This window comes from Salinivibrio sp. HTSP, from assembly GCF_003390965.1.
Taxonomy (GTDB): domain Bacteria; phylum Pseudomonadota; class Gammaproteobacteria; order Enterobacterales; family Vibrionaceae; genus Salinivibrio; species Salinivibrio kushneri.
The window spans coordinates 1-24,861 of record NZ_PXUD01000063.1; the positions used below are offsets into that span (position 1 = coordinate 1).

The 24,861-nt window shown below is 50.7% G+C and carries 22 protein-coding genes, 1 CRISPR repeat array and 1 riboswitch; of the genes, 11 read left to right on the forward strand and 11 right to left on the reverse strand.

Annotation, left to right across the window (positions count from 1 at the left end):
- Positions 1 to 32 precede the first annotated feature (32 nt).
- Positions 33 to 960: direct repeats of the CRISPR family, unit length 28 nt; unit sequence TTTCTAAGCTGCCTGTGCGGCAGTGAAC.
- A 218-nt stretch (positions 961 to 1,178) separates the two neighbouring features.
- Positions 1,179 to 1,448, forward strand: coding sequence for a TIGR03643 family protein (locus C7A19_RS11605; RefSeq protein WP_077458187.1), 270 nt, complete (start codon positions 1,179 to 1,181; stop codon positions 1,446 to 1,448).
- Between the two features lie 325 nt (positions 1,449 to 1,773).
- Here C7A19_RS11605 and C7A19_RS11610 read toward each other — a convergent pair whose 3' ends face one another.
- On the reverse strand, positions 1,774 to 2,952 hold the full coding sequence (locus tag C7A19_RS11610; protein WP_116644945.1) for an amidase family protein: 1,179 nt from the start codon (positions 2,950 to 2,952) through the stop codon (positions 1,774 to 1,776).
- A 174-nt stretch (positions 2,953 to 3,126) separates the two neighbouring features.
- The gene (locus C7A19_RS11615; protein WP_116644946.1) at positions 3,127 to 4,293 is read right to left on the reverse strand and encodes a J domain-containing protein; all 1,167 of its coding nucleotides are present in this window, start codon (positions 4,291 to 4,293) and stop codon (positions 3,127 to 3,129) included.
- A 341-nt stretch (positions 4,294 to 4,634) separates the two neighbouring features.
- Positions 4,635 to 4,728, forward strand: a riboswitch (glycine riboswitch).
- Between the two features lie 73 nt (positions 4,729 to 4,801).
- Between C7A19_RS11615 and C7A19_RS11620 the strand changes: the two genes are divergently transcribed.
- Complete coding sequence (locus C7A19_RS11620) at positions 4,802 to 6,220, forward strand: alanine/glycine:cation symporter family protein (RefSeq protein WP_077458193.1); 1,419 nt, start codon at positions 4,802 to 4,804, stop codon at positions 6,218 to 6,220.
- Between the two features lie 117 nt (positions 6,221 to 6,337).
- On the opposite strand, the gene C7A19_RS11625 is transcribed toward C7A19_RS11620, so the two are convergent.
- A complete protein-coding gene (locus tag C7A19_RS11625; protein ID WP_235614298.1) occupies positions 6,338 to 7,012 on the reverse strand; it encodes an HAD family hydrolase in 675 nt (224 codons plus the stop codon).
- A 324-nt stretch (positions 7,013 to 7,336) separates the two neighbouring features.
- On the opposite strand from C7A19_RS11625, the gene C7A19_RS11630 reads away from it, so the two are divergent.
- The 6 genes from C7A19_RS11630 (at position 7,337) to C7A19_RS11655 (ending at position 13,244) form a co-directional block, all read left to right on the forward strand.
- A complete protein-coding gene (locus tag C7A19_RS11630; RefSeq protein ID WP_069362494.1) occupies positions 7,337 to 7,921 on the forward strand; it encodes an FMN-dependent NADH-azoreductase in 585 nt (194 codons plus the stop codon).
- A gap of 216 nt (positions 7,922 to 8,137) precedes the next feature.
- Positions 8,138 to 9,559 (forward strand): exodeoxyribonuclease I, encoded by a 1,422-nt coding sequence (gene sbcB / locus C7A19_RS11635; protein ID WP_116644947.1) that lies wholly within the window; start codon positions 8,138 to 8,140, stop codon positions 9,557 to 9,559.
- A 269-nt stretch (positions 9,560 to 9,828) separates the two neighbouring features.
- Positions 9,829 to 10,332, forward strand: a complete 504-nt coding sequence (locus tag C7A19_RS11640) for a hypothetical protein (RefSeq protein ID WP_116644948.1) — start codon at positions 9,829 to 9,831, stop codon at positions 10,330 to 10,332.
- A gap of 84 nt (positions 10,333 to 10,416) precedes the next feature.
- Entirely contained in the window at positions 10,417 to 11,154 is a 738-nt protein-coding gene (locus C7A19_RS11645; RefSeq protein ID WP_201264086.1) for a transporter substrate-binding domain-containing protein, read from the forward strand.
- A 202-nt stretch (positions 11,155 to 11,356) separates the two neighbouring features.
- Positions 11,357 to 12,247 (forward strand): cytidine deaminase, encoded by an 891-nt coding sequence (gene cdd, locus C7A19_RS11650; protein WP_116644950.1) that lies wholly within the window; start codon positions 11,357 to 11,359, stop codon positions 12,245 to 12,247.
- Between the two features lie 97 nt (positions 12,248 to 12,344).
- A complete protein-coding gene (locus tag C7A19_RS11655) occupies positions 12,345 to 13,244 on the forward strand; it encodes a DMT family transporter (RefSeq protein WP_176719651.1) in 900 nt (299 codons plus the stop codon).
- Positions 13,245 to 13,344: 100 nt separating this feature from the next.
- On the opposite strand, the gene C7A19_RS11660 is transcribed toward C7A19_RS11655, so the two are convergent.
- Positions 13,345 to 13,965, reverse strand: a complete 621-nt coding sequence (locus tag C7A19_RS11660) for a thiopurine S-methyltransferase (protein WP_069362500.1) — start codon at positions 13,963 to 13,965, stop codon at positions 13,345 to 13,347.
- Between the two features lie 189 nt (positions 13,966 to 14,154).
- Between C7A19_RS11660 and C7A19_RS11665 the strand changes: the two genes are divergently transcribed.
- Positions 14,155 to 14,571, forward strand: a complete 417-nt coding sequence (locus C7A19_RS11665) for a hypothetical protein (RefSeq protein ID WP_077486055.1) — start codon at positions 14,155 to 14,157, stop codon at positions 14,569 to 14,571.
- Between the two features lie 35 nt (positions 14,572 to 14,606).
- Here the strand turns inward: C7A19_RS11665 and C7A19_RS11670 are convergent, their stop codons facing one another.
- Positions 14,607 to 15,038 carry a transporter gene (locus tag C7A19_RS11670; RefSeq protein ID WP_116644951.1) on the reverse strand — a complete coding sequence of 144 codons (432 nt, stop codon included), beginning with the start codon at positions 15,036 to 15,038 and terminating at the stop codon, positions 14,607 to 14,609.
- 293 nt (positions 15,039 to 15,331) lie between these two features.
- A complete protein-coding gene (locus C7A19_RS11675; protein WP_069362503.1) occupies positions 15,332 to 15,697 on the reverse strand; it encodes a MarR family transcriptional regulator in 366 nt (121 codons plus the stop codon).
- 262 nt (positions 15,698 to 15,959) lie between these two features.
- Here C7A19_RS11675 and C7A19_RS11680 point away from each other — a divergent pair, with 262 nt between their 5' ends.
- Complete coding sequence (locus C7A19_RS11680; RefSeq protein ID WP_235614299.1) at positions 15,960 to 16,646, forward strand: DUF2982 domain-containing protein; 687 nt, start codon at positions 15,960 to 15,962, stop codon at positions 16,644 to 16,646.
- Between the two features lie 55 nt (positions 16,647 to 16,701).
- Here C7A19_RS11680 and C7A19_RS11685 read toward each other — a convergent pair whose 3' ends face one another.
- Positions 16,702 to 17,346 carry an MBL fold metallo-hydrolase gene (locus C7A19_RS11685; protein WP_116644952.1) on the reverse strand — a complete coding sequence of 215 codons (645 nt, stop codon included), beginning with the start codon at positions 17,344 to 17,346 and terminating at the stop codon, positions 16,702 to 16,704.
- A gap of 210 nt (positions 17,347 to 17,556) precedes the next feature.
- On the opposite strand from C7A19_RS11685, the gene C7A19_RS11690 reads away from it, so the two are divergent.
- Positions 17,557 to 19,305: a GNAT family N-acyltransferase gene (locus C7A19_RS11690; RefSeq protein ID WP_116644953.1), complete on the forward strand. Its 1,749-nt coding sequence runs from the start codon at positions 17,557 to 17,559 to the stop codon at positions 19,303 to 19,305.
- Between the two features lie 73 nt (positions 19,306 to 19,378).
- On the opposite strand, the gene C7A19_RS11695 is transcribed toward C7A19_RS11690, so the two are convergent.
- The 4 genes from C7A19_RS11695 to C7A19_RS11710 form a co-directional block, all read right to left on the reverse strand.
- Positions 19,379 to 21,154, reverse strand: a complete 1,776-nt coding sequence (locus C7A19_RS11695; protein WP_162300269.1) for a L,D-transpeptidase family protein — start codon at positions 21,152 to 21,154, stop codon at positions 19,379 to 19,381.
- Positions 21,155 to 21,306: 152 nt separating this feature from the next.
- Positions 21,307 to 22,404, reverse strand: coding sequence for a DUF1513 domain-containing protein (locus C7A19_RS11700; RefSeq protein ID WP_116644955.1), 1,098 nt, complete (start codon positions 22,402 to 22,404; stop codon positions 21,307 to 21,309).
- Entirely contained in the window at positions 22,394 to 23,407 is a 1,014-nt protein-coding gene (locus tag C7A19_RS11705) for an imelysin family protein (RefSeq protein ID WP_162300270.1), read from the reverse strand. The genes C7A19_RS11700 and C7A19_RS11705 overlap by 11 nt, the downstream gene beginning before the upstream one ends.
- A gap of 25 nt (positions 23,408 to 23,432) precedes the next feature.
- Complete coding sequence (locus C7A19_RS11710; protein WP_116644957.1) at positions 23,433 to 24,830, reverse strand: di-heme oxidoredictase family protein; 1,398 nt, start codon at positions 24,828 to 24,830, stop codon at positions 23,433 to 23,435.
- Between the last annotated feature and the right edge of the window lie 31 nt (positions 24,831 to 24,861).

Sequence of the window (24,861 nt, forward strand, 5' to 3'; positions counted from 1 at the left end):
CCCCCTATCCAACATCGTGCTGGGGCTTGTGTCACCTACGCTGCCTGTGCGGCAGTGAACGCATTAACTACGAGCCAACAACCGGCGGGCGATTTCTAAGCTGCCTGTGCGGCAGTGAACGTACACTATTAAAGTAGTGTACCTTGGCGTATTTTCTAAGCTGCCTGTGCGGCAGTGAACTCTCGGCAAGTTTAGTAAGAGCAAAACTTCTGTTTCTAAGCTGCCTGTGCGGCAGTGAACGCCAAGTTCTTGTGACACGGTTTCGAGCGCCATTTCTAAGCTGCCTGTGCGGCAGTGAACGACTTGAGGACGCAAAAACAGTCAGAGATCGCTTTCTAAGCTGCCTGTGCGGCAGTGAACCGATAGTTCTTTTAATCAAGATATTAGTGGCTTTTCTAAGCTGCCTGTGCGGCAGTGAACATCAAGATATAAGCAACTGGAATGTATCGTCATTTCTAAGCTGCCTGTGCGGCAGTGAACCCAAATGCATACTTGGGGGGAGTCAAGTGAGATTTCTAAGCTGCCTGTGCGGCAGTGAACTGGGAAAGATATTTCTACTCGGCAGCCAGAAATTTCTAAGCTGCCTGTGCGGCAGTGAACATCCAGCGTGCTCGCGATGAGGCGTTAGAGCATTTCTAAGCTGCCTGTGCGGCAGTGAACGCTCTTTCATCGCAGAAGCTGACGGAGTGTAATTTCTAAGCTGCCTGTGCGGCAGTGAACAAAAGCCGAGTTGTGGCGACTCGACTTTTTTATTTCTAAGCTGCCTGTGCGGCAGTGAACAGGCAGTACAATAGCTTCATGAATAAAACAGATTTCTAAGCTGCCTGTGCGGCAGTGAACAAATGCGGGATCATCGCCCAAGACCAACAAGCTTTCTAAGCTGCCTGTGCGGCAGTGAACCCCGTCAATGCTAGGCGGGTTTTAATTTAAAATTTCTAAGCTGCCTGTGCGGCAGTGAACTATAGAATAACGTAATAATTGTCAGTGACAACAGGCCGTTAGGATAAACATCATCTTTTACCCTTGTTAAAAATGGCTTTCCGTAACTATCTGTATTTATTGTTTATTTTTAAATATCCCAAAAACAAGGGTAACAGCATTGATGGGTTAGAAGGAACACGCTGATCGGTTTTTCCTGCTCTACGCGTATTATTGGCCACCAGCACAAGGAGACCGAGATGGCATTGAACGAACAACCGGGAGAGATTGACCGAATTATAGAAATGGCGTGGGAAGATAGAACCCCGTTTGAGGCGATTGAAGCACTCTATGGCCTACGCCAAGACGATGTGATTGCGTTAATGCGACGTGAATTAAAACCGCGGAGCTTCAAAGTATGGCGCGAACGGACTCGCGGGCGCAAAACTAAACACACCGCCCTGCGTTCGAGGCACGTGATGCGTAGCCATTGTAAGACACAGTACAAACTTAAATCAGCCAAAAAGTGACAACAGTGACAGCATCACCGGATCAGAATATGGGTGAATACAGTCTCTACGCGGTGTTAAACCAAAGTGAGAGCTAATTTGTCACTTTCTCGTAACACTCACCGGAGTTATCACCGAAAGCGAGAACATGTAAAATAAACCTATTTTTCATGATCTTATAAAGTTAAACACCGACTAATCCAAGCGGTTATCCACAGTTTCTGTTGATAGTAAACGCGTAACCCCTAACTTATTTTTTAATTAATTATCAATACTTTAAAAGCAATAAACGGTTTTTTATAGAAAATTCTTGACGGCTGGGCGGATAAAGGTGCAATCCAAACGGTTAATCGAGCCAACGGCGTGCTACTTCCATCAATAACTTATCTTTGTAAGGGTGAGCCAGTAATGTTACCCCGTAAGGTGTGTTTTGATGCTCAAACAACGGGATAGTGAGCTGGGGTAAACCACAAACCTCCGCTAGCGCCATCAGTCGTCGCTGGGATAAGTTAAACGCATCACTGTCTGACGCATCCGCATCACGAGGTAAAATGGCGCCAGGTGTGGATGGAAGCAGCAACACCTTATCACTTGGCCACATAGCACAAACGGTATCTCTCAACTGCTTGCGGGTTTTCTTCGCCTGATAATGCGCTTTGTAGTCGACCGCTTGTAAGCGATCTAAATACTGTTGCGTTGAGGTGGGCAAATCAAGCTTGGCCTGTTGCAACCATGTACCATACATCAGCAAAAATTCTTGGCTAGCAATCGACACCTGCGCATTTTCAAGCCGCGACAGCACCAGTGTGTTCATGGCTAGGGTCGACTCTTGCGGTAAGCTTAAACGCTCAAGATGCTGATAAACCTGCGCCATCGCTTCGTCACTGTAAAACAAGGCAAACACCGCTTCGGCGATGACTACGCCCTGGATATTCGTCACCGCAGAGGAAGGCTTGGCGACCAGCTCTTGAAACTGACTGAGCGGGCCAAGTGCCGCGCTGCACACACCCACATTATCAAAGGTTTCTGCGACAGAGATGATCCCCTGTGTATCGATCAGGTTTGGCGTGGGACGATAACCAAACAGGCCGCAGTGTGCTGCAGGGATCCGCACGCCGCCAAATGCATCATTACCAATGCCCAAATCAGCCAATTTTTTTGCCACCGCCACCGCAATACCTGCGTTTACTCCTCCCACGCGGTACTGACGAAAGTGGGGATTGCGAAGCTCCGCGTAAAAGGGATTAAAACCGGTAATACTAACGCCTAAGGGGTCCATTTGCAGTTGCCCTATCAGGCTGGCCCCTTGCGCCATCATGGTTTTAACCACCGCAGCGTCTTGGCTGGCGGCGGTGCGTCCCTCAGACCATGAGGGGATCCCGATACCAGCGACATGTTCCTCAACAGACACCGAGTGAGAGACTGCAAGTTTATAACGCCGAAACACCCCACTAAGGCTGTCTTGCCGTGGTGGATCGAATTGGTGCGCAAACATCGCTTGATCGAGCATAGTTACAGGCCTCATCAGTCACGCTTATTACTTATTGGTCAGTGTAATACATGGGCATGAAATCAGGCGCACTTTCACGGTTTATCGTACTGATATCTCGAACATGCCAGCTTGCGACCTGCAATCTTACTATCGACTCTCTTGCGACACGAGGCGATGTGAGATGTCTTGCTTCGTCACGCGACTATTTTATAAGTTTACCGCGGTTAAGCCAGGTACTTGTCGGCACGATTGTTCAAATGCGCTGAGTTTGGGCGCCAAGTCAGCACTGACAAAGGTATGCTCGAGTATTTCGACCTTACGTGCGAGCTGCCAACTATCCACCGATGCGCCCTGTCCGTAAGGAATGGCATAAACATGAAAGTGCTGACGCTGTGCCAAGTAATCCAAGTTGGGTGGCACACGAAGCGGCTGATAGCCCTGATTGAGGTAGATATAAAATTCACCCATACAATTGGCAACCACATACGATCCTTGCTCGCTGCGCAATGCTAAGTAAGGTCGTGCGGTCTCAGCATATTGATTGATATGCCACTGATTCGCGTCAGGGTTAAGCTGAATCATTGGGGCAACAGGTCTCACTGGCGCAGGCGCCGCCTGAGGCTGAGGCACATTATTCACTTGCGTGGGCTGAGACTCTGAGGGCGCTGGATCAATAATACGTACACGCTGAGCCGTCTGATCCTGATCTTGACCCAAAACGCGATCAACCCATTGCTGCCATTGCTCCAAAGGGCTAATTAGCAGTGCTATCATTGCCCAAGACGCAAGCACCCAGCGCCACGATAATCCAGGTTTCGCTGGCTTTAATGTGACAGGGGTGGCTTTGCGGGTAAGATCGGTTTCCAGTTGCTCTGCGCGCGTTAGCGCTTCTTTTAACTCGCGGTTCACCTGCAGCAAATCTTTTTTGCGTTGGTCCTGCTCGCGCTGTAAAGCATCATGTTGAGATTCCAACGACTGGTGCTGTCGCTCGAGTTTTTGATATTGCTCACGCCATTGGCGGTTATCAAACTCAAGCTTGGCCATTTTGGCCGTCAAGTGGGCGGGGATTTGGGTATCGGCTTGGCGAGACTTCAGTGTTCGGTTTTCTTGTTGCAACGCCGACACTTCTTTTTGCAGTCGTGCGATCTGGCTGCGCAATGCCGCTTGGCTGGCGTCACTTTGTGATTGACCGAGCGCACTCCCCTCGCCCTTGCCTGACTTCACCGCTTGATAGGCCTCACTGACCAGCTGCATTAGCCCCGTACTCCCTCCTTTGTCTGGATGTACGCGGCTAGAAAGTCGCTTATAGCGTTGTTTTATTTGCTCGGCATTATCTCCAACATTCACGCCTAAAAGTTCGTTCCACGTGGTCATGTGACTGCTCGTTATCCTAGTATACGCCTGCCTAGATTAGTCAATTTATCGGCCAATGTGGGAAAAATTAACCCCCTTTTGTCTCATTTAGCGTTAACAAACTCGGAGAAAGCGAGAGTTGTCGCCTCGGTTGTTAGAAAAAAACACTAGAAATTGGCATTTTTTACTCTTAAGAAAAAATTATTCCCCGTTCACTCATTTTTGCATTGCATTCAAATTTTTGTGATCTATCATACTTTCCGTCATAACGACGTTCCGATGAAGACAGCAGGAGAGAGATGGCAAGCGCCATCCGCCGAAGAAGTAAATCTTTCAGGCACTTAATTGTATGGACTGCTGTTGGAGGAAACTCTGGAGAGACCCGTTAGTTCGGGCGCCGAAGGAGCAAGCTTGGACTCAAGTGAAACTCTCAGGCAAAAGGACAGAGGAGATACCCACCCCAATATGTAGCACTTTTGTTAATATTAGTGTGGTCTATCTCCTCCTTTGATGTTTAAAGGGGGAATTAATGCCATTTTTTTCGCAACTACCGGATATACAAACACTTCTAGGCACCATTGACGACTGGATATGGGGGCCACCGCTTCTTTTGCTACTCACCGGTACGGGGCTCTTTTTTACAGTACGGTTGGGGTTACTCCAACTCCGTCGCCTGCCGTTTGCGCTCAAGCAAATCTTTAAGTCCTCGAACGCCAAAACCCAGGGGGATGTGTCAGGGTTTGCGGCACTGTGTACAGCCTTATCCGCGACCATAGGGACGGGGAATATTATCGGCGTGGCTACAGCCATCTCTCTTGGCGGCCCTGGTGCGCTGTTTTGGATGTGGCTCGCCGCCTTTTTAGGGATGGCGACCAAGTATGCAGAGTGCTTGCTGGCGGTCAAATACCGCGAGACTGACCACAAAGGCAATATGCTCGGTGGGCCGATGATGTACCTGTCTAAAGGCGCCGGTAAACCTATTCTCGCCAAGCTCTTTGCTTTATTTGGACTGGGCGTAGCATGTTTTGGCATTGGCACCTTCCCACAAGTCAACGCCATTAGCAGCGCAGCGACCCATTTATTCAACATTCCTACTGTCGCCGTTGCTGGACTTTTGACCGTACTTGTCGCCTTAGTGACATTAGGCGGAGTTAAATCCATTTCTGCCGTCGCCGCCAAGATTGTGCCCGTAATGGCAGTACTCTATGTAAGCGCATGCTTATGGGTACTCGTGGCAAACGCCGCGCAACTACCACAAGCCGTCAGTTTGGTGTTTGAGTCTGCTTTCAACGGTATGGCCGCGACCGGTGGCTTTGCGGGTGCCGGCATGATGCTGGCGATTCAATCGGGTATTGCCCGTGGCGTGTTCTCTAACGAGTCTGGCCTCGGGAGTGCGCCCATTGCCGCGGCCGCAGCAAAAACCGACTCCTGTGTTGAGCAAGGCTTGGTATCAATGACCGGCACCTTTATCGATACACTGGTGATTTGCACCATGACCGGGCTCACCTTGATCCTGACGCAATCTTGGTCGGGTGAGTTAGCGGGGGCCGCCATGACTTCACATGCCTTTGCGGTAGGGATGGAAAGCGCTGTTGGTCCGATGCTGGTGAATATTGGTCTATTGTTTTTTGCCTTTACCACCATTTTAGGTTGGCACTATTACGGTGAACGCTGTGTTGCGTACCTGTTTGGCAAAAAAGCGATTTATATCTACAAGCTATTCTTTATCGGCTTAATTGCATCTGGTGCCTTTATTCAATTAAACACCATTTGGATACTGGCCGATATCGTCAATGGCTTAATGGCTATTCCTAACTTGATTGGCTTATTGCTGCTGCGCAAGGTAGTGATAGCGGAAACTCAAGCCTACTTTGCTTCCTATGACAACCGCGCAGCCTCAAACGCTGTGCCTAACCAAGGCAACAATGCGGTGGTTGATACACAGTAAGCAAGTCATGTATTGGCGAATGCTCGTCTGATAAAAAGCCGAAGCATCGATGCTTCGGCTTTTCTTGTCTGCTCATTGTTCGCGTTCACGCATTGTATCGCGTTTACACACAAGCGATTAGGCGTATTGGCGCTGCGATTCTTCAATGCCAAGCTTACCCAAAATAGCACGTGGGTTAGTAAAATTACTTACCCTCACATCATGCTCCACTTTGTCACCGACAGCGACAAACTCATAGTTAAGAGACTGTGTGGCTTGTTTATCCCACACCCCATCACCAAAATAAATGCGACGCTCAAAATGGACACCGTAATCTTGTTTGGCACGGAACGCAGCCAATGCCATTACCTCGCTGCGACTCATCGCATCTGAGCAAGAAGAAAAAACAATACCGTCAATATTAAAACCAGCGGCTTTAAGCTTCATCCGTGCGGTTTCTTCCCAACCGCCTGTTGCTATCGCCAAGGCAACCGTGGGCATATGACGCATCTCATCAATAAATGCCACTGCGCCTGGCAACGGCTTTAATCCTTGCAGAGCAATGGCGTCGGCCAGTTTATGGGTGAATACGCGCTTTATTTCTCGAAACAACATGATTTTTTCGCGCTGAAGCTCATGGCTATCAATCAGCTCTTCAATGATCCCCGCATCGGTGACATTGGTATAGCCTCCCCAATCATCCGGCACCGTTAAGCCGGTGACGTCATAAACCGCTTCGCTAAAACACTCGTGGTCCATTTGGCAGCTGTCGACCAGCGTGCCATCCACGTCTAACATAAATAAATTTTTCACGCGCATTTCCTCAAACCCCGTTGCGTCCCACAAGCGACCGACTTGTGATTTGATCTGGCGCTTTGCCGTTCTTTGTTCTGGGTACCTAGCCAACACAACGGGAATTATAACATTATTTTTACATTTTGAACGACTATCGGCCGCCATCATACGCTCATACTCACGTCGCGCAACTCACCACGCCACGCGTATCGACATCAACAAAAATTTTGAACAAGTTTAACGAATCTGTACGCTGGAGTTCGTTGTGAAAATCTCTAGACTACATCGAGTCAACAAAACAACATCATGTGCAATACGCCTATTAACTTTAAGGAGAGACGCATGAAAGCGCTGGTATTGAAATCAAGTATTCTTGGCCCCTACTCAAGCTCAAACGCGGTGATTAATAGTGTGGTGGATGAGCTATCTCCTGACACGCTGATTGAGCGCGATCTTGCTTCTACCCCATTGCCAGTTCTCACTGGTGACAATGTGGGCGGTTTACGCGGGGCAGACGGGCTTACTGACGCCCAGCAACAAGTACAGCAAGCCTCCGATCAGTTGATTGAAGAAATTCAGCAAAGCGATACCTTGGTGATTGCGGCACCTATGTACAACTTTACGATCCCCGTGCAACTCAAAGCCTGGATCGATCTCGTTGCCCGTGCCGGCGTGACCTTCCGTTACACCGAAAATGGCCCCGAAGGTTTATTGCAAGGCAAGCGCGCGATTGTTGTAACAACCCGTGGTGGCATGCATAAGGGCGGCGCGACGGATCATGTCACTGGCTATATGCAAACCGTACTTGGCTTTATCGGCATCACCGACGTCGAGTTTGTTTACGCCGAGGGACTGGCGATGGGCGAAGACACTGCAAGCCAAGCCATTGATGAGGCCAAGCAAACGCTTAAGCGCCTTGCCTCATAACGGAAAGCGGTGCGGTAAACCGATTTCGCAACGAGCAACACTCTGCTCGCCTATGAGAGTCTGCCTACTGGCAGGCTTTCTTGGTTTCTGGATGCGTCACGCCTCCAATCACCCCAACCAAGCCAAGATTGGTGTTAAACGGTGCCAATGTTACCATGAGCCTTTATCGCAGGGTCTCAACCTGCCCCCTTTTGATTGATCAAGTTGGATTCGATTGTGACAGACGCCGACCAGCCAAGCTTTTTTTTCTACGACTTTGAAACATTCGGCACCCATCCAGGTAAAGACAGACCTTGCCAATTTGCTGGCGTGCGTACCGACAGTGACTTTAATGTCATCGGTGAACCCTTAGTCCTGTACTGCCAACCACCCAATGACTACTTACCGGCACCAGAAGCCTGTTTGGTCACCGGGATTACGCCACAGCTGGCATTGCAAAAAGGCTTACCTGAGCCGGAATTCATCGCACAAATCCATGCTGCTTTCTCGCAACCCAATACCTGCATTGTCGGGTATAACAACGTGCGCTTTGATGATGAAGTCACGCGCTACACGCTGTACCGCAACTTTTTTGACCCATACGGCTGGAGCTGGCAAAACGGTAATTCGCGCTGGGATTTGCTTGATGTGATGCGCGCCTGCTACGCACTGCGCCCCGACGGCATTGAATGGCCCTACGATGACAACGGCAAGCCCAGCTTTAAACTCGAAAACTTATCCGTTGCCAACGGTATTGAACATAGCGACGCGCACGATGCCATGGCCGATGTACACGCGACCATAGAGCTGGCGAAAAAGATCAAGGCGGCACAGCCACGGCTATTTGATTATTTGTTAAAACATCGGAATAAAAACAAAATCAAGCATCTGATTGATGTGGTCAATATGACACCACTGGTTCATGTTTCCGGTATGTTCGGCACAGAGCGCGGCAACACCAGCTGGATCGTGCCCGTCGCCTGGCATCCTGATAACCCCAACGCTGTGATTACTGTCGATCTGGCCCGTGATCCAGCCCCTTTGTTTGAATTGGATGCCGATGCGCTTCGCGAACGTTTGTATACGCCCCATCACGCACTCGCTGACAATGAGTTACCCGCACCACTCAAGCTGGTGCATATCAATAAATGTCCCGTTCTCGCCGATGCGAAAACCTTACGCCCCGACGATGCCACCCGGCTCGGTGTGGATCGCGAAGCCTGCTTACACCACCTAAAAACATTGAAAGCCGCACCAGAATTACGTGAAAAGCTGGTTGCTGTGTTTGCCGATGCCAAGCCTTTCGACGATCTGGACGTGGATACGGCCCTGTATGCGGGCTTTTTCTCGAAAAGCGATCGCAGTGCGATGGATATCATCCGTGCACGCGATCCAGAGAATCTTGCCGCCCTGGATCTCAGCGTTGACGACTGGCGCATCAAGCCACTGTTATTCCGGTATCGCGCGCGCAATTACCCGTGGACGCTCACCGACGCCGAGCAGAACAAGTGGTTTATGCATCGACGTGATTACTTTGAAACACACCTTCCTGCCTATATGGATAATCTGCAGCATCTCGCTGAACAACACCAAGCGGAGGAGGATAAGGTGCGCATTTTAAAAGCGGTTTACCACTATGTGGAATCACTGGTTGGCTAACACGGGGACGGTTACGATAGACGCATCGCCGATACACCGACTGGTCAATACGGCGACCCAACCTCATTCCGACGTTCGTCTACCCACCAGGTAGCGAACGTGGATTCGCTGAGTCGCCTGCTTTTAATAACTTTATGTTTTTAAAGTAATTAACTAGCAATGCTGACACACTGCCTGCTTTGCCCTACCAAAAAAAAGATAGCTTGACCAGTTGCAGTTCTGTGATTTGAGTCCACACTTTTAAAAAGGATGTTGTTTGGAGTGTGGCAATGATGACAACAAAAGTAGATACGCGCTGTTACCGCTTTCCTGAGGTTGATTTCGAGCCAGAAAGCCGTACGTTATATTGGATCGATGACACGATGACGGTCCTCTCTTACGAAGAATCTCGTTTGCTCGAGATGCTCTGCTACTATGCCGGCGAGGTACTCTCTAGCCGCACATTGTTCAAACAAGTGGCGTTACCTGATAGCTCATTTGCCCAGCATCAAAGTGTGGTGACATCATTAATGGCCAAATCCTACCGCAACGGCAAAAAATGCCTACCGTTTGAGGTGGTCGGTGAGTTTGGTTTTCGTGTGTCACTGCCACAGCAAACACTGGCTAAGCGTCCAGGACGAGCAACAAACACTGCATCGCAGACGCCCCCAGCGTCTTTAACGCATTCAGCCACCATTGAGGCGTCGTCGTTTAGTATTGCTAAACCACTCACGATCCTAGTCACGGCGGCGGCAGTCATTATTGGCATGACAGCGTTACTGACCCAAGCTTAGCGTTGATACCCGCTCTATGCCGCGGGCATGTTGTGTCAGAGCGTCATGTTGCTCTGGCCATTAGTCTTGATATCCGGGAGAGAGATGATGCCACGCCACTACTTACCGCTTCTGTTGTTTATCTCGCTGCTCATTCTCTCCGCACCGACTCGGGCGACTATTGAACAAACCTATGTGGCACACCTTGGCGCACTGCCTGGCTTGATCAATTTGGATGGTAGCGGCGCGTTTGTCGATTTTGTCCGCTATCTCGACGCGCAAGACCCAAGCACCAAGATCAATATCGAGGTTTTTCCGATCCATAGAGCGATTAATCATGTGGCCCAAGGTCAGGCTGATTTTGGTTTACCCGCCGTGCGCCCAACGCGGGAGGTATCCACCCTGCCATTCGACTTTAGCGAGGTATCATTTGGTCAGGTCACCCATGTCCTTTACACTAATAAAGCGGTCCCCCTCACAGTCAAAGAACTCTGGGCGAATCCCTCGCGCTATACCATTGAGGCTGTCCCCTACTATATGCCCTTTAAGGTGCAACGCGCTCACAGTATCAAGCAATCTTTGTTGCGTTTGGCTGCGGGAAGAATTGATGGCTTCATTTGGGCGCAAGAGGAAGCAGACATGGTACTCAAAGAGCTAGGTTTGACCACGATAAAACGCGCGCACTTTGCCGACTTAGAAGATGTCTTTTTTATCCCGAAAGGCGAAGCAGGTCGAGAAATCGATGCCTATCTCACACGCTTGATTACCCGCTTACGCGAGGAGGGGGATCTCGCGCGTGAGTATCGTAAGGTGCATCGCCCCTATGTCGATTGGCAGCCATAAATGCATTAACTGCATTCGGGTCGCAAACGTTTCTGCCTACTCACGCCGTCATAATGGCCACTTTCATCGTCATAGAAACATTGATGTCACTCTAACTTTCAGCAACAAATACCTCTTTGCAAACCATACGTGACATTAATCACACAACTATCAGAAAGGCTTCTCTACACTATCCGCCCGTTAATGATAAAGAAGAGATGCTATGCGAACCGCACTTACTGACGCACTGACACAATTACCCGACGCCCTACAAAGCGTCGTCTCTGATTGGATAAATGACGCAAACTTTGGTGCTAGCTTCACACCAGAGCAGGTGGCGCAGATGGAATCCGCCAGTGGCCTTAGCGGCGCCGCACTGCGTCTTGCTTTATTGCCTTTGGCGGCGGCCTATGCCGTTATCCCCATTTCGCAGTTTAATGTGGGTGCGATTGTCCGTGATGAGAACGGCACCCTGTATTTAGGCGCAAACATTGAATTCACCGGGGTGCAGCTAGGGCAAACAGTGCATGCCGAGCAATGCGCTATCAGTCATGCTTGGACAAAAGGGGCAAAACGCCTCACCGATATTACGATCAATTACAGCCCATGCGGCCACTGCCGACAGTTCATGAATGAACTCAATGGCGCTGAGTCCTTAAGCATCCAGCTGCCACAATCCGACGCGAAAGATCTGCACACTTATCTACCTGAGCCGTTTGGTCCTGCCGATTTGGGCATTGAATCTCGCTTATTGACCGACGAGTCCAATCAATTATCAACGGATGATATTGATATCCCCTTGCTAAAAGCGGCCGCTGACGCCGCTAACCGCAGTCACGCGCCCTACTCAGGTAACTATAGCGGAGCAGCGGTTGAAACCAGTGATGGCGAGTTTTTCTCTGGCATGTATGCCGAAAACGCGGCGTTTAACCCAAGCCTTCCGCCTCTTCAGGTCGCATTAATCGCGGTTAATATGGCGGGCTATCATTGGACAGACATTCGCTCTGTTGCGCTGGCCGAGATGGCAAGTAGTACAGTCAGTCACCTAGCCGATACCCAGGCAACACTGGATGCCATTGACCCCGATATTCCCTTAGTCTATTCAACCCGCTAAGCGCTCTCCTGATTGATCCGGTCTTCAGGGATTTCAGGTCGCCCTGAGGCCGGATTTGCGCTACTATCCATGCGTCTTTTCTCTGATAGTCACGGCAATGAAACAGATTCATCACCCACTCCAAGGCGCGACCTGGATGCTGACCGCAGGCTTGTGTTTTGCCCTTGTTAACAGCCTGTCTCAGTACGTTAGTTTTAAAATGGGCTTACCCTCTACCACGGTTGCCTTCATTCAATACGCCATCGCCCTGGTGGCGATGATCCCTTGGTTGAAACAACTGGGGGTCCGTCAAGCACTGAAAACTCAGCACCTTAGTCAGCATTGCCTGCGGGTGTTTATCTCTGTGATTGGTATTCAACTGTGGCTCTGGGCGCTGGCCTATCCAGTGCCCATTTGGCAAGGGATTGCGCTATTAATGACCTCACCGCTATTCGCCACGGTCGGCTCGGGGCTGTTTTTGCGTGAGCGGGTCGGGATCGCACGCGGCCTTGCGACGCTCGCTGGATTTTGTGGTGCCATGATTATCCTCGAGCCTTGGTCAAGTGCGTTCACTTGGGCAACCTTGTTGCCCGTGGGAGCGGCGTTTTTCTGGGCAACTTACTCACTGATGGTGAAACGTTTATCCGCTTACGACCCACCCACCACCATGGTGGTATACCTACTCTTGTTGATTACGCCCTTTAATTTGCTACTCGCCGTACCTGATTGGACGCTTCCCCAAACATCCACTGCTTGGTGGATGTTATTTGGCGCTGGCATACTGACTGCCCTCGCCCAGTGGGCCATTGCTAAGGCATATGCCGTTTCCGATGCCTCTTTTGTCCAGCCTTTTGATCACGCTAAACTCCCTCTTAACGTCCTCTTTGGTTGGCTGGTGTTTAGTTGGGTCCCTCCCGGCCGACTATGGTTAGGGGCGGGTATTATTATTGCAGCGGTCTTTTTTATTACTCACTGGGAATCACGCCAATACACACAGGCCAAAAACAAGCTCGCGTAACCGGTTTTCCTGCTTCTACGTTCACTTGCCCACTAAGAAAGCGCTGTCAAAGAAAAGGGGCCGTTATGGCCCCTTGACACGCTCTCATTCAAATCAGCCACTACGAAGCCGCCGCTTTGATTAACCACACTTGTTCACCACGCTCGCCGTCTGGTTCCGTATGGGTTTCAAGCAACCGAATGTCTAACCCTTGGAACGCCTCTTCTACCACTGACGCATCAATGGAAAATGGCGGCGTGTCATCCGCTTGCGGATAAAATAAGGTAATCAGCAGCAAACGCCCCCCAGGTGCCAGCAAGGTTCGAATATGGCTGACATACTGCGCGCGCATCGCAGGCGGCATGGCCACCAAGGCCGCGCGATCATAAATCAATGGCATAGGACTCAGGCGCGCGGTAAAGAAATCGCCATTGATCAGCTCCAGTTCATCAAAACAATAATGGGTATGCCCTGACGGTGCGCGATAAACCTGCGGGGTATATAAGTTTTCCGAGAAAAAGGCACGAACGGCGATCTCACTAAGCTCGACGCCAATCACATGCTGGTGTTTTTCCGCAAGCCAGTTGAGATCGATCGACTTTCCGCAAAGGGGCACCAAAACCGTTTCGTCACTTTGTGGTGCCAGTGACGGCCAATGGCGGATAAGCATCGGGTGTACCGTATCTCGGTGAAAGCCTATTTGATTTTCAGCCCAGCGCTGATGCCAGAACTCTTGTTCCATGCGCTCTCCAACGTGATGAAAACCGTGATTTTAGCAAGTTATTTACCCAAACTCATTCATCGTATTAACCCGATGCCTCGCGATCTAATTCCGATCCTGATCACAAACTAACCACTGAGTGACTTGCGAGTGACGCCACAAAACATTACTGTTCAAACATACAGTAATGATGATATATACAGGTGTTTTATGTACGTGACGTCCAATGTGTCAAATCAAGCGAAAGCTCAGTCTTCTGCGCGTGTCACGCCATCGTCTTGCTATCATGCTGCTTTTACCGTCACCACACAGGTAAACGCACACTGGCAGGCGGTCTTACGCGCGATTGCACTACAAGCACGCCAGCCCAAGTGGGTCACGATCATTAATCCACCTCGCGCTTTAAATGCGGCACAGCTTAGCCTCTGGGGTATCAATACCAATCAGGTGCGAGTGGTCCATCGCCAAGCGGGGTACGATGATGAAGCGCTTATTGACGCAGCGTTAGCCGCTGACACCTCATGTGCCATTATTGCCTTTACCGCAACAGACAAGCCGTTCAATTATTGTGAGCAAAACAAACAAGGGATCGCGCGCGTCGATCCCGCCTTCATCCAGCGTCACTAATTCACGCAGTATCAATAAACTGGGCTTACGGGTGGTTAGGATTGAGGGTTAAGACTTGAGGATAGCGTTAGGCGAACCCATTCACGGTTCTCGTTGCTGTACTCTATTTGCGCATCGGTTTGCTGGCTAATCGTTTCCATTTGCCGATATTCAAGGGCATAAGGCATTAAAATAGTTAGCTCTTCAATGCCTTGTTGACGTGCGATGCGTGCGAGCTGTACCAAGTTGGCTGTATCAGTGTTACGCACCGACATTACGCGAGTGGCTTGCTGGTAAAGCTGCTCTTGTGCAGAAAGCGGTGGGTTGCCATCACTGGTTTGGTGTTCAAACACAGTCGTAAAAATGGGCAATAAACTGCGAAAAATATCGGTAAACGTCCAATTGGGTTGCTGACTCTCGCACAAAAAGTGGGTGTAGTCGAAAACGACTTCTGTGGGCGCTTTCAGCTGGGTTGACAGCACATCCATGGCTTACCTCCAGACAGAAAATGAAATAGACACTCCCACTATAGGCAGTTTTAAACGTATGTCTGGAAGATCGTACAGTATTTTGCGCTTGATCATGCTTTAGATAAGGGAATACGCAATAAAGACATACTTCATTAACACCATAAAAACAACTGGTTGATAATAGAAATTTTTATTTACCCTTACATCACAATGCAGGAAAAAAAATCAGACAAGCATATTAGCGAGTCGGGTGAACATCCGCTTACGCATTAAATACCGTCATCAAACACGTAAGCGGGTGCGCAAAGGGATCAGCAAGCTTTGTAAATCACCTTGTTAGCGGCGACTTGAACACGCTCAACGGCGCCTTCTTCGGTCAGCTTTTTCAATGCACCTGTCGCCCACGATGCCGCTTTGGTGTCTTCTTGACCTGCCGCAAGGCCAATCCCTTTTGGATTAATTCCTTCAGGGTTTGCTTGAACAATCTCGAGCACTTGCTGTTGCTTCGGCGTCAATGAAGAGGCTGCGCTCGCCACCGGTGCCTTGGTAGATGGTTTTGCGGCGGGTTTCGCAGCGGCAACCGGTTTTGATTTAACCGGACGCTGACGTGCTGGCGATGATGCCTTAACACGTTTGTTGAGTTTAAGTTGTACCTTACGCTTGTGAGAGATTTTCATTCAATCATCCTACTCCGACGCACTGCGTTCAGGCTTGCTGAATGCAGCGGGTGAAAAACAAAGCGCGTGTTATACCAAATTTCCCGCCACTTTTGTAGGTAACCGCCCCCTAATAGGCGCAAAGATCGTGATATTCAGCGATAAATGTTTACCAATCCAGTGATTCTTAGGCAAACTAATCAGACACTATGGGCGTATTATCCACCGATAGTTTATGAAAAATGCGGAGCGGTTCCGTCCCCCTTGCGTAGAATGGATGATCATGGATGCTTTAAAAACGATCAAAATCTATCCTCCTCAATTTGAAGCGGCGCGCTGGAGCATGTTGGCCGCCATGGCGGTGGCGTTTCTTTTGATCTGCTTTTTCCTCGTCCAGCCCACGCTCTCTCTTGGCCAGGGCGTATTGGGCTTGGCGGCGATGATGGCTATTTTTTATGCCGTCAACCAGTTGCTTCAACGTGCTCAGCTCTCTTTTTCCTTATCATTTATGCATTTACAGCACCACAGTTTTCGCGGTGGCTGGGTGCTTAAGTGGCGAAACATTGAAGCCATTGGCATTCCGCATCTCCATCAGCAAGGGTTAGGTGAGCCACTTCCATGGGTTGGGATTAAGATTAAGCGTTACGATGCGCTTTTGGACAGCATCAGCTTGCGCATGGTGAGCCATATTATTATGACGCAACGCGCGTTGCTGATCACGGCGTATCGACGTGGAGACCATAAACCCAGCAAACCGCTGGAAGACATGATGTTTGATGACACGCCCTATCGGGGAAGTAACGGCGTGCTCTACAAAGGCTTGATGGCCATGCTGGCAAACCGTATGCGCTATACCAGAGAATTGCTGGGGTACGATTTGTTTGTCAGTGAAGACTTGCTCGACAGGCCGCTCGAAGACTTTGTTGGTGTCACTCGGCGCTACTTGGCCGCTGCCAGCGGTGATGACTAACAGCCCCAGTTCTTAGCCTGGGGCACCAGCGAGGCCAGCTGCTTTCGACGATATGCTAGAACGCCCCGGTCAAAAAGGGATTCGTTTTACGCTCATGTCCCAAGGTCGATGTCGGGCCATGGCCAGGGATAAAGGTCACATCATCCCCAACCGGCAGCAGGGTGTTTTTAATGGCGTTGATCAAGGTCGCATGATCCCCTTTAGGAAAATCAGTCCGCCCGATCCCCCCGTTAAACAGTACATCCCCGACCCAAGCGGTGCGCCCTTCTAAATCGACAAACACAATGTGGCCTGGGGTATGTCCTGGGGCAAACAACACTGAGAGCGTACTATTGCCCACGGACACGGTGTCACCTTGCTCTAGCCACTGATCAGGGTCAAACGGCTCAGCGTGCGCGAAACCAAACATTTGGGCTTGTGCCGGCAACGCTTGTAACCAGAAAGCGTCTTCTTTGTGCGGTCCCACCACGGGGACATTCAACGCGCTAGCAAGCTCGACAGTGCCACCAACATGATCTAAATGGCCATGGGTTAAAAGGATTTTCGTCACTGTCACGTCTAGTGAATGAATGACCTGGCGAATTTTAGCTATATCCCCACCGGGATCCACGACAGCCGCCTGTTGCGTTTGGTCGCACCAAATAATGGAGCAATTTTGCTGAAATGCCGTGACTGGCACAATGTCATAATGCAACGCCATGGGGGTAACCTTCTCTTTGTCTGTTCAGTGGCGTAATAACACGCAATCCGTGACACGCCCTCAGGTTTTGAATCGTCAATACGCGCCTCACTATGCCACGCTGTCATCAGTTTGCAACTATGCTGCCAAGGAGGTGTCACTTTTACTATCTAGGCTAACGCTAGGATATCTGGATAAATCAGATACGCATTTTTGCATGCAGGGTTGCTTATGTTAGATGTTGATAAAGTTCTATCGTCTCATTATCCCCAACTAGAACAGCGAGACTGGCTGAAACGCCCCGTCAGTAGAACCCTTAAACGGTTACTTCATGAACAGGAGTTTCAATCCTTTGCCGAGCGGTATCCTCATCTGCAAGGGTTTGAGTTTGTTGAGCAAGTGCTCGACTACTTTAACTTTAGCTATCGAGTGAGCGATCGTGAGAAAGAGCGAATCCCCGAATCAGGGCGGGTAGTGATTATCGCGAACCACCCTATCGGCTCGTTGGATGGATTAGCGCTGTTAAAACTGGTGCGTTCTGTCCGACCGGACGTCAAAGTGATTGCCAACGATTTGTTGATGCAGGTTAAACCGCTCCACGGTTGCTTATTGCCCGTCAACAATATAGGAGGGTATACCCCGAAACAAAACCTACAAAATATCACTCAGTGGCTGGAAAATGACGGGGCAGTCATCATTTTTCCGGCCGGCGAAGTGTCCCGGGTGGCACCAACCGGGATCCGTGATGGTGCCTGGCATCCTGGCTTTTTACGCATGGCGACCAAATCAAAGGCACCGATTCTCCCGATTCACGTCCATGGCCGCAATTCCGCCCGTTTTTATGGCGCATCCATGGTATACAAGCCGCTCTCGACCCTGCTATTGGTTGAAGAGATGTTTCGCCAAGAGAACAATACCATTGCTTTTACCGTCGGCGAATTGATCCCCCACCACAGTTACAGTGCCACCGCCTCCCTCCCCGTCAAAACACGCGTTAAGTTATTCCATAAGCACTTGTATCGTATTGCCAAACGCAAACCTGGCTTGTTTCCCACAGAGACAGCAATCGCCGCTCCCGAGCCTCGTTTAGCGCTTAAACAAGCACTCAATGCCGGCCAGCAACTCGGACAAACACCTGATGGCAAACTGATTTATTTACTCGACTATCAAGCCGACTCCCCAGTCATGCGCGAGATTGGACGATTACGTGAAGTCGCCTTTCGTGCGGTGGGAGAAGGCACAGGTCAGCGACGTGATCTCGATAAATATGATCAGCATTACTGGCATTTGGTCCTTTGGGATCCTGCCGAGCTCGATATTGTGGGTGCCTACCGCTTGTGTGACACCCAAGCGACACTTAACACCCAAGGGCTGGATGGGATCTATAGCGCAAGCTTATTCGACTTTGAGCAAGGCATGCAGCCGTTTCTTGCGCAGGGGTTGGAGCTGGGACGTAGTTTTGTGCAACCCAAATATTGGGGAAAACGGAGTTTGGACTATTTATGGCTTGGTATTGGTGCGCTGCTCGCCCAGAAACCTCAGTATCGTTATTTATTTGGTCCAGTCACCATCAGCAACGCCATGCCACAGGCAGCTAAAGAGTTACTGATTTTCTTTTACCGTACCTACTTTACAGGCGAGAGCGAGTACGCACGCTCTAAACGCCCCTTTGAACTGGCAGACAGTAAAGAAAGTGAGCTTCTGGGTCACTTCTGCGGGAACGATTACGCCAAAGACCTTAAACAACTTAAAATGCTACTCGATCACCTGGGCGTCGGAATTCCCACCTTGTATAAACAATACAGTGAATTATGCGAGCCCGGAGGGGTCCAATTCTTGGACTTTGGTGTGGATCCTGACTTTGCCGATTGTATTGATGGCCTTGTGTTGGTCGACCTTAAACGCTTAAAACCCAAACGCTATCAACGCTACATTGCCCCTCACTTCAGCCACCAGCCTAACGCTGATACCTCTCATTGAGATGACGACAATGGCGTGGCTCGCCGACATCGACATGAAAAGGGAGCCACGGTTGTACGCGGCTTCCTGATATTTATTGCGCTTGCATCTCCACAGAATGACGCTGCTGGGTTAAATAGCTAGGCTTTTGTGTGGTGATCGTCCGTTTTGCGGGGACATCGTAGGCGTACACGTCATCGCGAAAGGCCACTTCCCCGTCATCCGTGACCCAAGCCGTCTGATAAATGGTCTGCACCGCCAAACGTCTTTTGAGTGGTACCCACTTGGTCTGGGTTTTATCAATATAGTGCTGATAATCGGTCAGCTGCTTACCCGATAAATCCAGTAATAAGTCCGCCAGTTGCTCTGCTTGCTCGACACGGATACAGCCGGAACTAAATGCACGCCGTGATCGGCTGAATAAACTTTGCGCTGGCGTATCATGCAGGTAAATCGCGTTACGATTGGGCGTGTTAAACTTGTATTTTCCGAGGGCGTTGCCACGACCTGGTGCCTGCTGAAGCCGGTAGGGAAACCCGTCGACTGACACTTTTTGCCAATCAATCAAGCTAGGATCTATTTGGGTATCACTTTGCCAGTTAGGCAGAATGCGGTACTGATGCTGAGAAAGATAATCGTACCCATCAACCAGCTTGGGTAGGATATCTTTTTGCACGATGCTCCGGGGCACATTCCAGCTCGGATTGAGTACCACAGAGTCGAGTCGTGACGAGAAAAGGGGCGTACGTCTCGATTGGCGACCGACCACCACCTTGCTTTCGAACACATTCTGATCGTTAGCCCACAGACGCATACGATAATCAGGGATATTAACCACAATGCGATCCGGTTGTTGCGCTGACCACAAGCGTAACCGCTCTGCGTTGAGAGCAAGCAGCCGGATCCGCGCCGACGCATCTAAATTAAGCCATTTCAAGGTTGATGGGCCAATGATGCCATCCACACTCAGCCCATGTTGTGACTGAAATCGTTTGACAGCATCGAGTAAATCGCCGCCATATCGCACCGTTTTACCATCCAGTGCCTCCAACCGCTGACTGTCCCCCCAATAACCCTGCATACTTAGGTTATCGACGAGATTGAGCGCCAGAGATATCGTGACTGCTTGGTCAGGGTAAATTAATCCATCGCTGTTCACGCTGGGCCACATTGAGCGGGCTTGCCGTTGTAAACGAACAATCTGCTTAATAAGCGCGGTATATTGTGGATGCTGAGGTCGAAGCTTACGCAGAAAAGCAGGCAAAGACGGCCCCAAACCGGCTTTAAAAACCGCCTTTCGCTGAGACACGGAGGGCGCAGGCAATGGCGAGTGATGCAGCGAGCCAAAAAACCAGCGCATACCTTTGTCAGGCACTGCGTTCAGGTAACTCATCAAGGCATACGCCGTGTCAGTAGCAAAAATATCATACGCGGTATCGCTACCCTGTTGGCGGAGCTGGCGAAGTTGCCAGGCACGCCACTCAAATTCAGGACTGAAGCTGGCCAATGAAATCACATTAACTTGCGTTGCCAGCTCGTCCCGCGCCGCATCCTGGGTCCATAGCAGAGAAAACCCATTATCGAGATAGTCTTGCGTCAGCACTGAGGGATAGGCTAAGACAGTGGCATCGGGGGCGGCCGACTCCAACCAGTCGCGCGCATACTGATAGGCGCGTTGACGATGATCGTCAGCCGACAGAGTTTGCTCAACCGACGTCGCTTGATCGGAGGCCGAGTGCGCCGAGGTGGATGGTGCCGCTAGCAGTCGCATGCCACCGACCTCGATCGCCTCATTTGCCATACCGGGGTTTACCCAAAAACAACATCCTATCAGAAGGTTAGCCAACCAGGCATCGTGCCTTCTCACCATATGCCCCTCCTCATCCATGCTTTAATTATGGCAAATTTTGCCCCCGTCTCGACAAAATCATCGTCTGATTTTTTTCTCTCCCCCCCAACCCACAATAAAACAAAAAGCGGCAGCCTGTTCAGACTACCGCTTTTCACGCTACCACGCGTTCATTACACCAGCGTTATCCAATGATTATCCCATCGCACTGGCGTCATCTGATAATCGGGATGGTGTGCGCTATCAAGTGTCACCATTTTGCCGCCCCCCGAACTCAAGTTGATCACATCACCGTCACGACTGGCACCAGAGGCATCCACCAATGGATGCAAACCTATCATATCTTGGCTGTCTAAAGACCAGATACCATAGCAATTGCCTCTGGGTGAGGTCGCCACCACCCAGCCATTGAGTGTCGCGATACTCGCTACATAGTTGTTAAATCGAGCCCATTGTTCAGGGGTGGCATTAAGCATTTTCATCGGCTCCCCTCGTCGATGGATCGCAACCAAGGGCGCATTATCCGAGCCATGATATTGCTGCCCCGTCACCACATAGCCATCCTCAGACACCATCAAATGACGAATACTCAGCTTTTTATTGGCTAATTCAGCACGCTCAACCACCTCACCCGACTCGATGTCGATGTACACCAACGCCGGTGACATTGAATCGATATTTAGCACGGTGCGACCATCGGTATGCATGCCACCGACCCCGACCACTAGCGTATTAGCATCCGCCAGTGCAATCTCATGAGGACCAATCCCAAAGCCACTGATCTCACGCACTTTTTCCACCTGGCCACGGGCGCTTAGCCGATAAACACCGACCACGCCCTCACTGGTTTGGCGTTTACCTTCAGTGGTATATAGCCACTGGCCGTCATCAGAAATCGCGCCATGCCCATAAAAGTAGCGGTCTGAACTGGCTGTTACCTGTGACAGCGTCACGCCACGTAGATAGTCAAACACCTGCATAAAATCACCGGGCCGACGCGCAAATGCCACACCCAGTGTCCCGACCGTTCGACGTTGAGCGGCGACACCATGACCGCGCGCGGGCAACGGAAGACGGAATACGGGCTGTCCGGTACGATCCGCGCCGACAACCGCGAACGTTCCATCACTGCTTAGCGCGCAGCCGAGTAACTCGCAACGGTCGGCAGTAGGATTGCCGCGACAACCACTCAACGCATTGACCACTGTAGGCAACGCCGCCCCCATCAGAGCCGCTTTTAATAAACGGCGTCGCTTTAAACTAGTCTCCATCTGATGCATTAAACCCGACGATAATACCTAAATCTTGCGCGACCTGACCGCCAAGCACCAATTTGAGATACTCAAGATTATTGTACACAGTGAGCATATCACGGTACCCCGCAACGCTATTTAACCTATCAAACAAAGGCTCACCATCTTGTGGCACGCTGTTATATGCCAACTGCCAATGCTCGCTGACACGATCCGCGACCTCATCATAACCTCGCTCACGGAGGGATTGTTCAATGCCACCCTCAGCATGATATTGGGTTTGCATCGCTTTGATGCTTTGGCGTAACAATGTGAGAGAGTGCCGTGATCGCCACGCTTCACCTTGGTAAGGGTTAGGAAAGCCCGGTTTACCCAGAGGGCCAGACAGTTTCTTCAGCACATAATCCAGCTGATGGGTCAACGCACCGAGCTTTTCTGACACCGCCATCGAAGGCGGCATGCCATGCCAAGGGTTTTTCTGCCAAGCCGCATTGAGCGCTGATGCCGTTTGTTGCAAGCGAGCACTGACCGCCATCGCCACTTCACAGTGCTTCGGTTGGCTCAAATCAGCTTGCTGGTCATAGAGCAACCACTCCATCGCGCCGACGCCTTGCACGGCCACACTTTGCTCGGCCAATGCCTCCGCGGTCCACTGTGTATCACTGGCCAGCAAGGCGTTAATTTTTCGCCCTGTGGTATTCTTTTTGTCCGGATAAAACTGAATACGCCAACTTTGCGCCAAGGCGTCCTCAGACCCTTTTTCTACCCCTTGTAATGGCATCCAATTGGCCATCACCGTCTTCCACGCTTGGCGCGCATCATCAATCGGCGTGCCCTGAGTACAGACCGATTGCGTGGTCTTAGCCAGATCCGTGGCCGCAGAAAGAAACTGCTCACTTCGCTGCTTTTGTAGTTGCCAAAGGCCGTGGTTAGGCCCGGTCTCGGTTTGAGATAAACACCCACCGAGTAATACCGTGGCGCTCAGAGAGATCACGGCGATAGGATTGAGTCGAAAACGCATGCGACAAGACTCCAGCATATTGTTGTTATAAGGAACGTAAAAACGCGATTAAGGCGTCACGCTCCGCTTTCGGCATCGCCAGCACACGCTGTTTCGCACTGGCGGCTTCGCCATCATGCCATAAAATGGCTTCCATGAGGGTACGCGCGCGACCATCGTGCAGATAGGTGGCATCCGCACTCACTTCTTTGGTGTACCCAATCCCCCACAAAGGTGGTGTGCGCCACTCTCTACCGTTGGCGATAAACTCTCCTCGATGATCCGCTAGCCCCGCTCCCATGTCATGCAACAACAAATCCGTATAGGGGTGAATACGCTGCTCGCTCAGTGCGCTAAGTTCGGGGCGTTTTGCGGTAGTAAATGACGCCACATGGCACGCATTGCAGCCTGTTTGCACGAAGATATCTTGCCCCTGTTTCACGGCAGGATCCTGCATATTGCGACGCGCTGGCACCGCCAAATGACGGGCGTAAAATTCGACAAACCCGAGGATATTGTCGCTGACTTCTGGATCGCCACCATTGGGCATCTCGTCGCACACAGACTGTGACGGCATACAATTGTGGTGCGGAAACATGGAAGTGGTTAGTCCCACATCGCCATTGAAGGCCGCGGCGTTTTGTTGGTTAACCGTGGGTAGTCCCGCCTTCCAACCAAACCGGCCAAGCGCAGTGCGTTGCTTCTCGATATCCCACACTTGATTGGGACGACCTGAGATCCCATCACCATTGGCATCTTCAGGATCAGCCAGTGCGTAAATCTTTTCCTCTGGAATAGATTCCAACAATCCCAATCCAATCATTGGGGGCGCAATCCGCGCCGACATCTGAACATTCTCCGCCATCGGCCCATAGTTAAGCTCGGTGACGGTTAAATGTGGCTGACGCAGAGTGACGGTCTCACCATCGGCAAAAGTCACAGGAACGGCTGAATAGGTTAAGGCAACCTTTCCTTCTGGCTTCGCACCTGGCAGGGCAAAATCTTGTAACTGTCCCCCGTAATTTGGCTCGGGAATATTGCCATATTGGATCAATTTCTGCTGTTCTGCTTCGGTCATTGCCGGCACACTCAATCGCACCAACATCGACACAGCATTGGTATCACCAGGAGAAGGCGGATGCCCACGGCCATCTTTTATATGACAATTCTGACAGCCATTGGTATTGAACAAAGGGCCAAGCCCATCACGCGCATCGGTTGAAGCCGGCGAGCTGACCCAGGGGTTACGAAAAAAACTGTTCCCGACACTGAAGTCGATGCGCTCGCTCATGGGTAAGTTAGCGGCAGGCTGGGAGAAAGCGTTGGCCCCTTTTTTAATCACCGTGGTACTGCCACCCGAGGTGCGCTCAAAAGCAACCGCTGACGCGCTCACCAAGGCACTGACGCCGATTGCACCGAGGTAAACAATGACTTTGGACTTCATGTTGTATCCTGACAAAGCAAAAAGCCCCGCG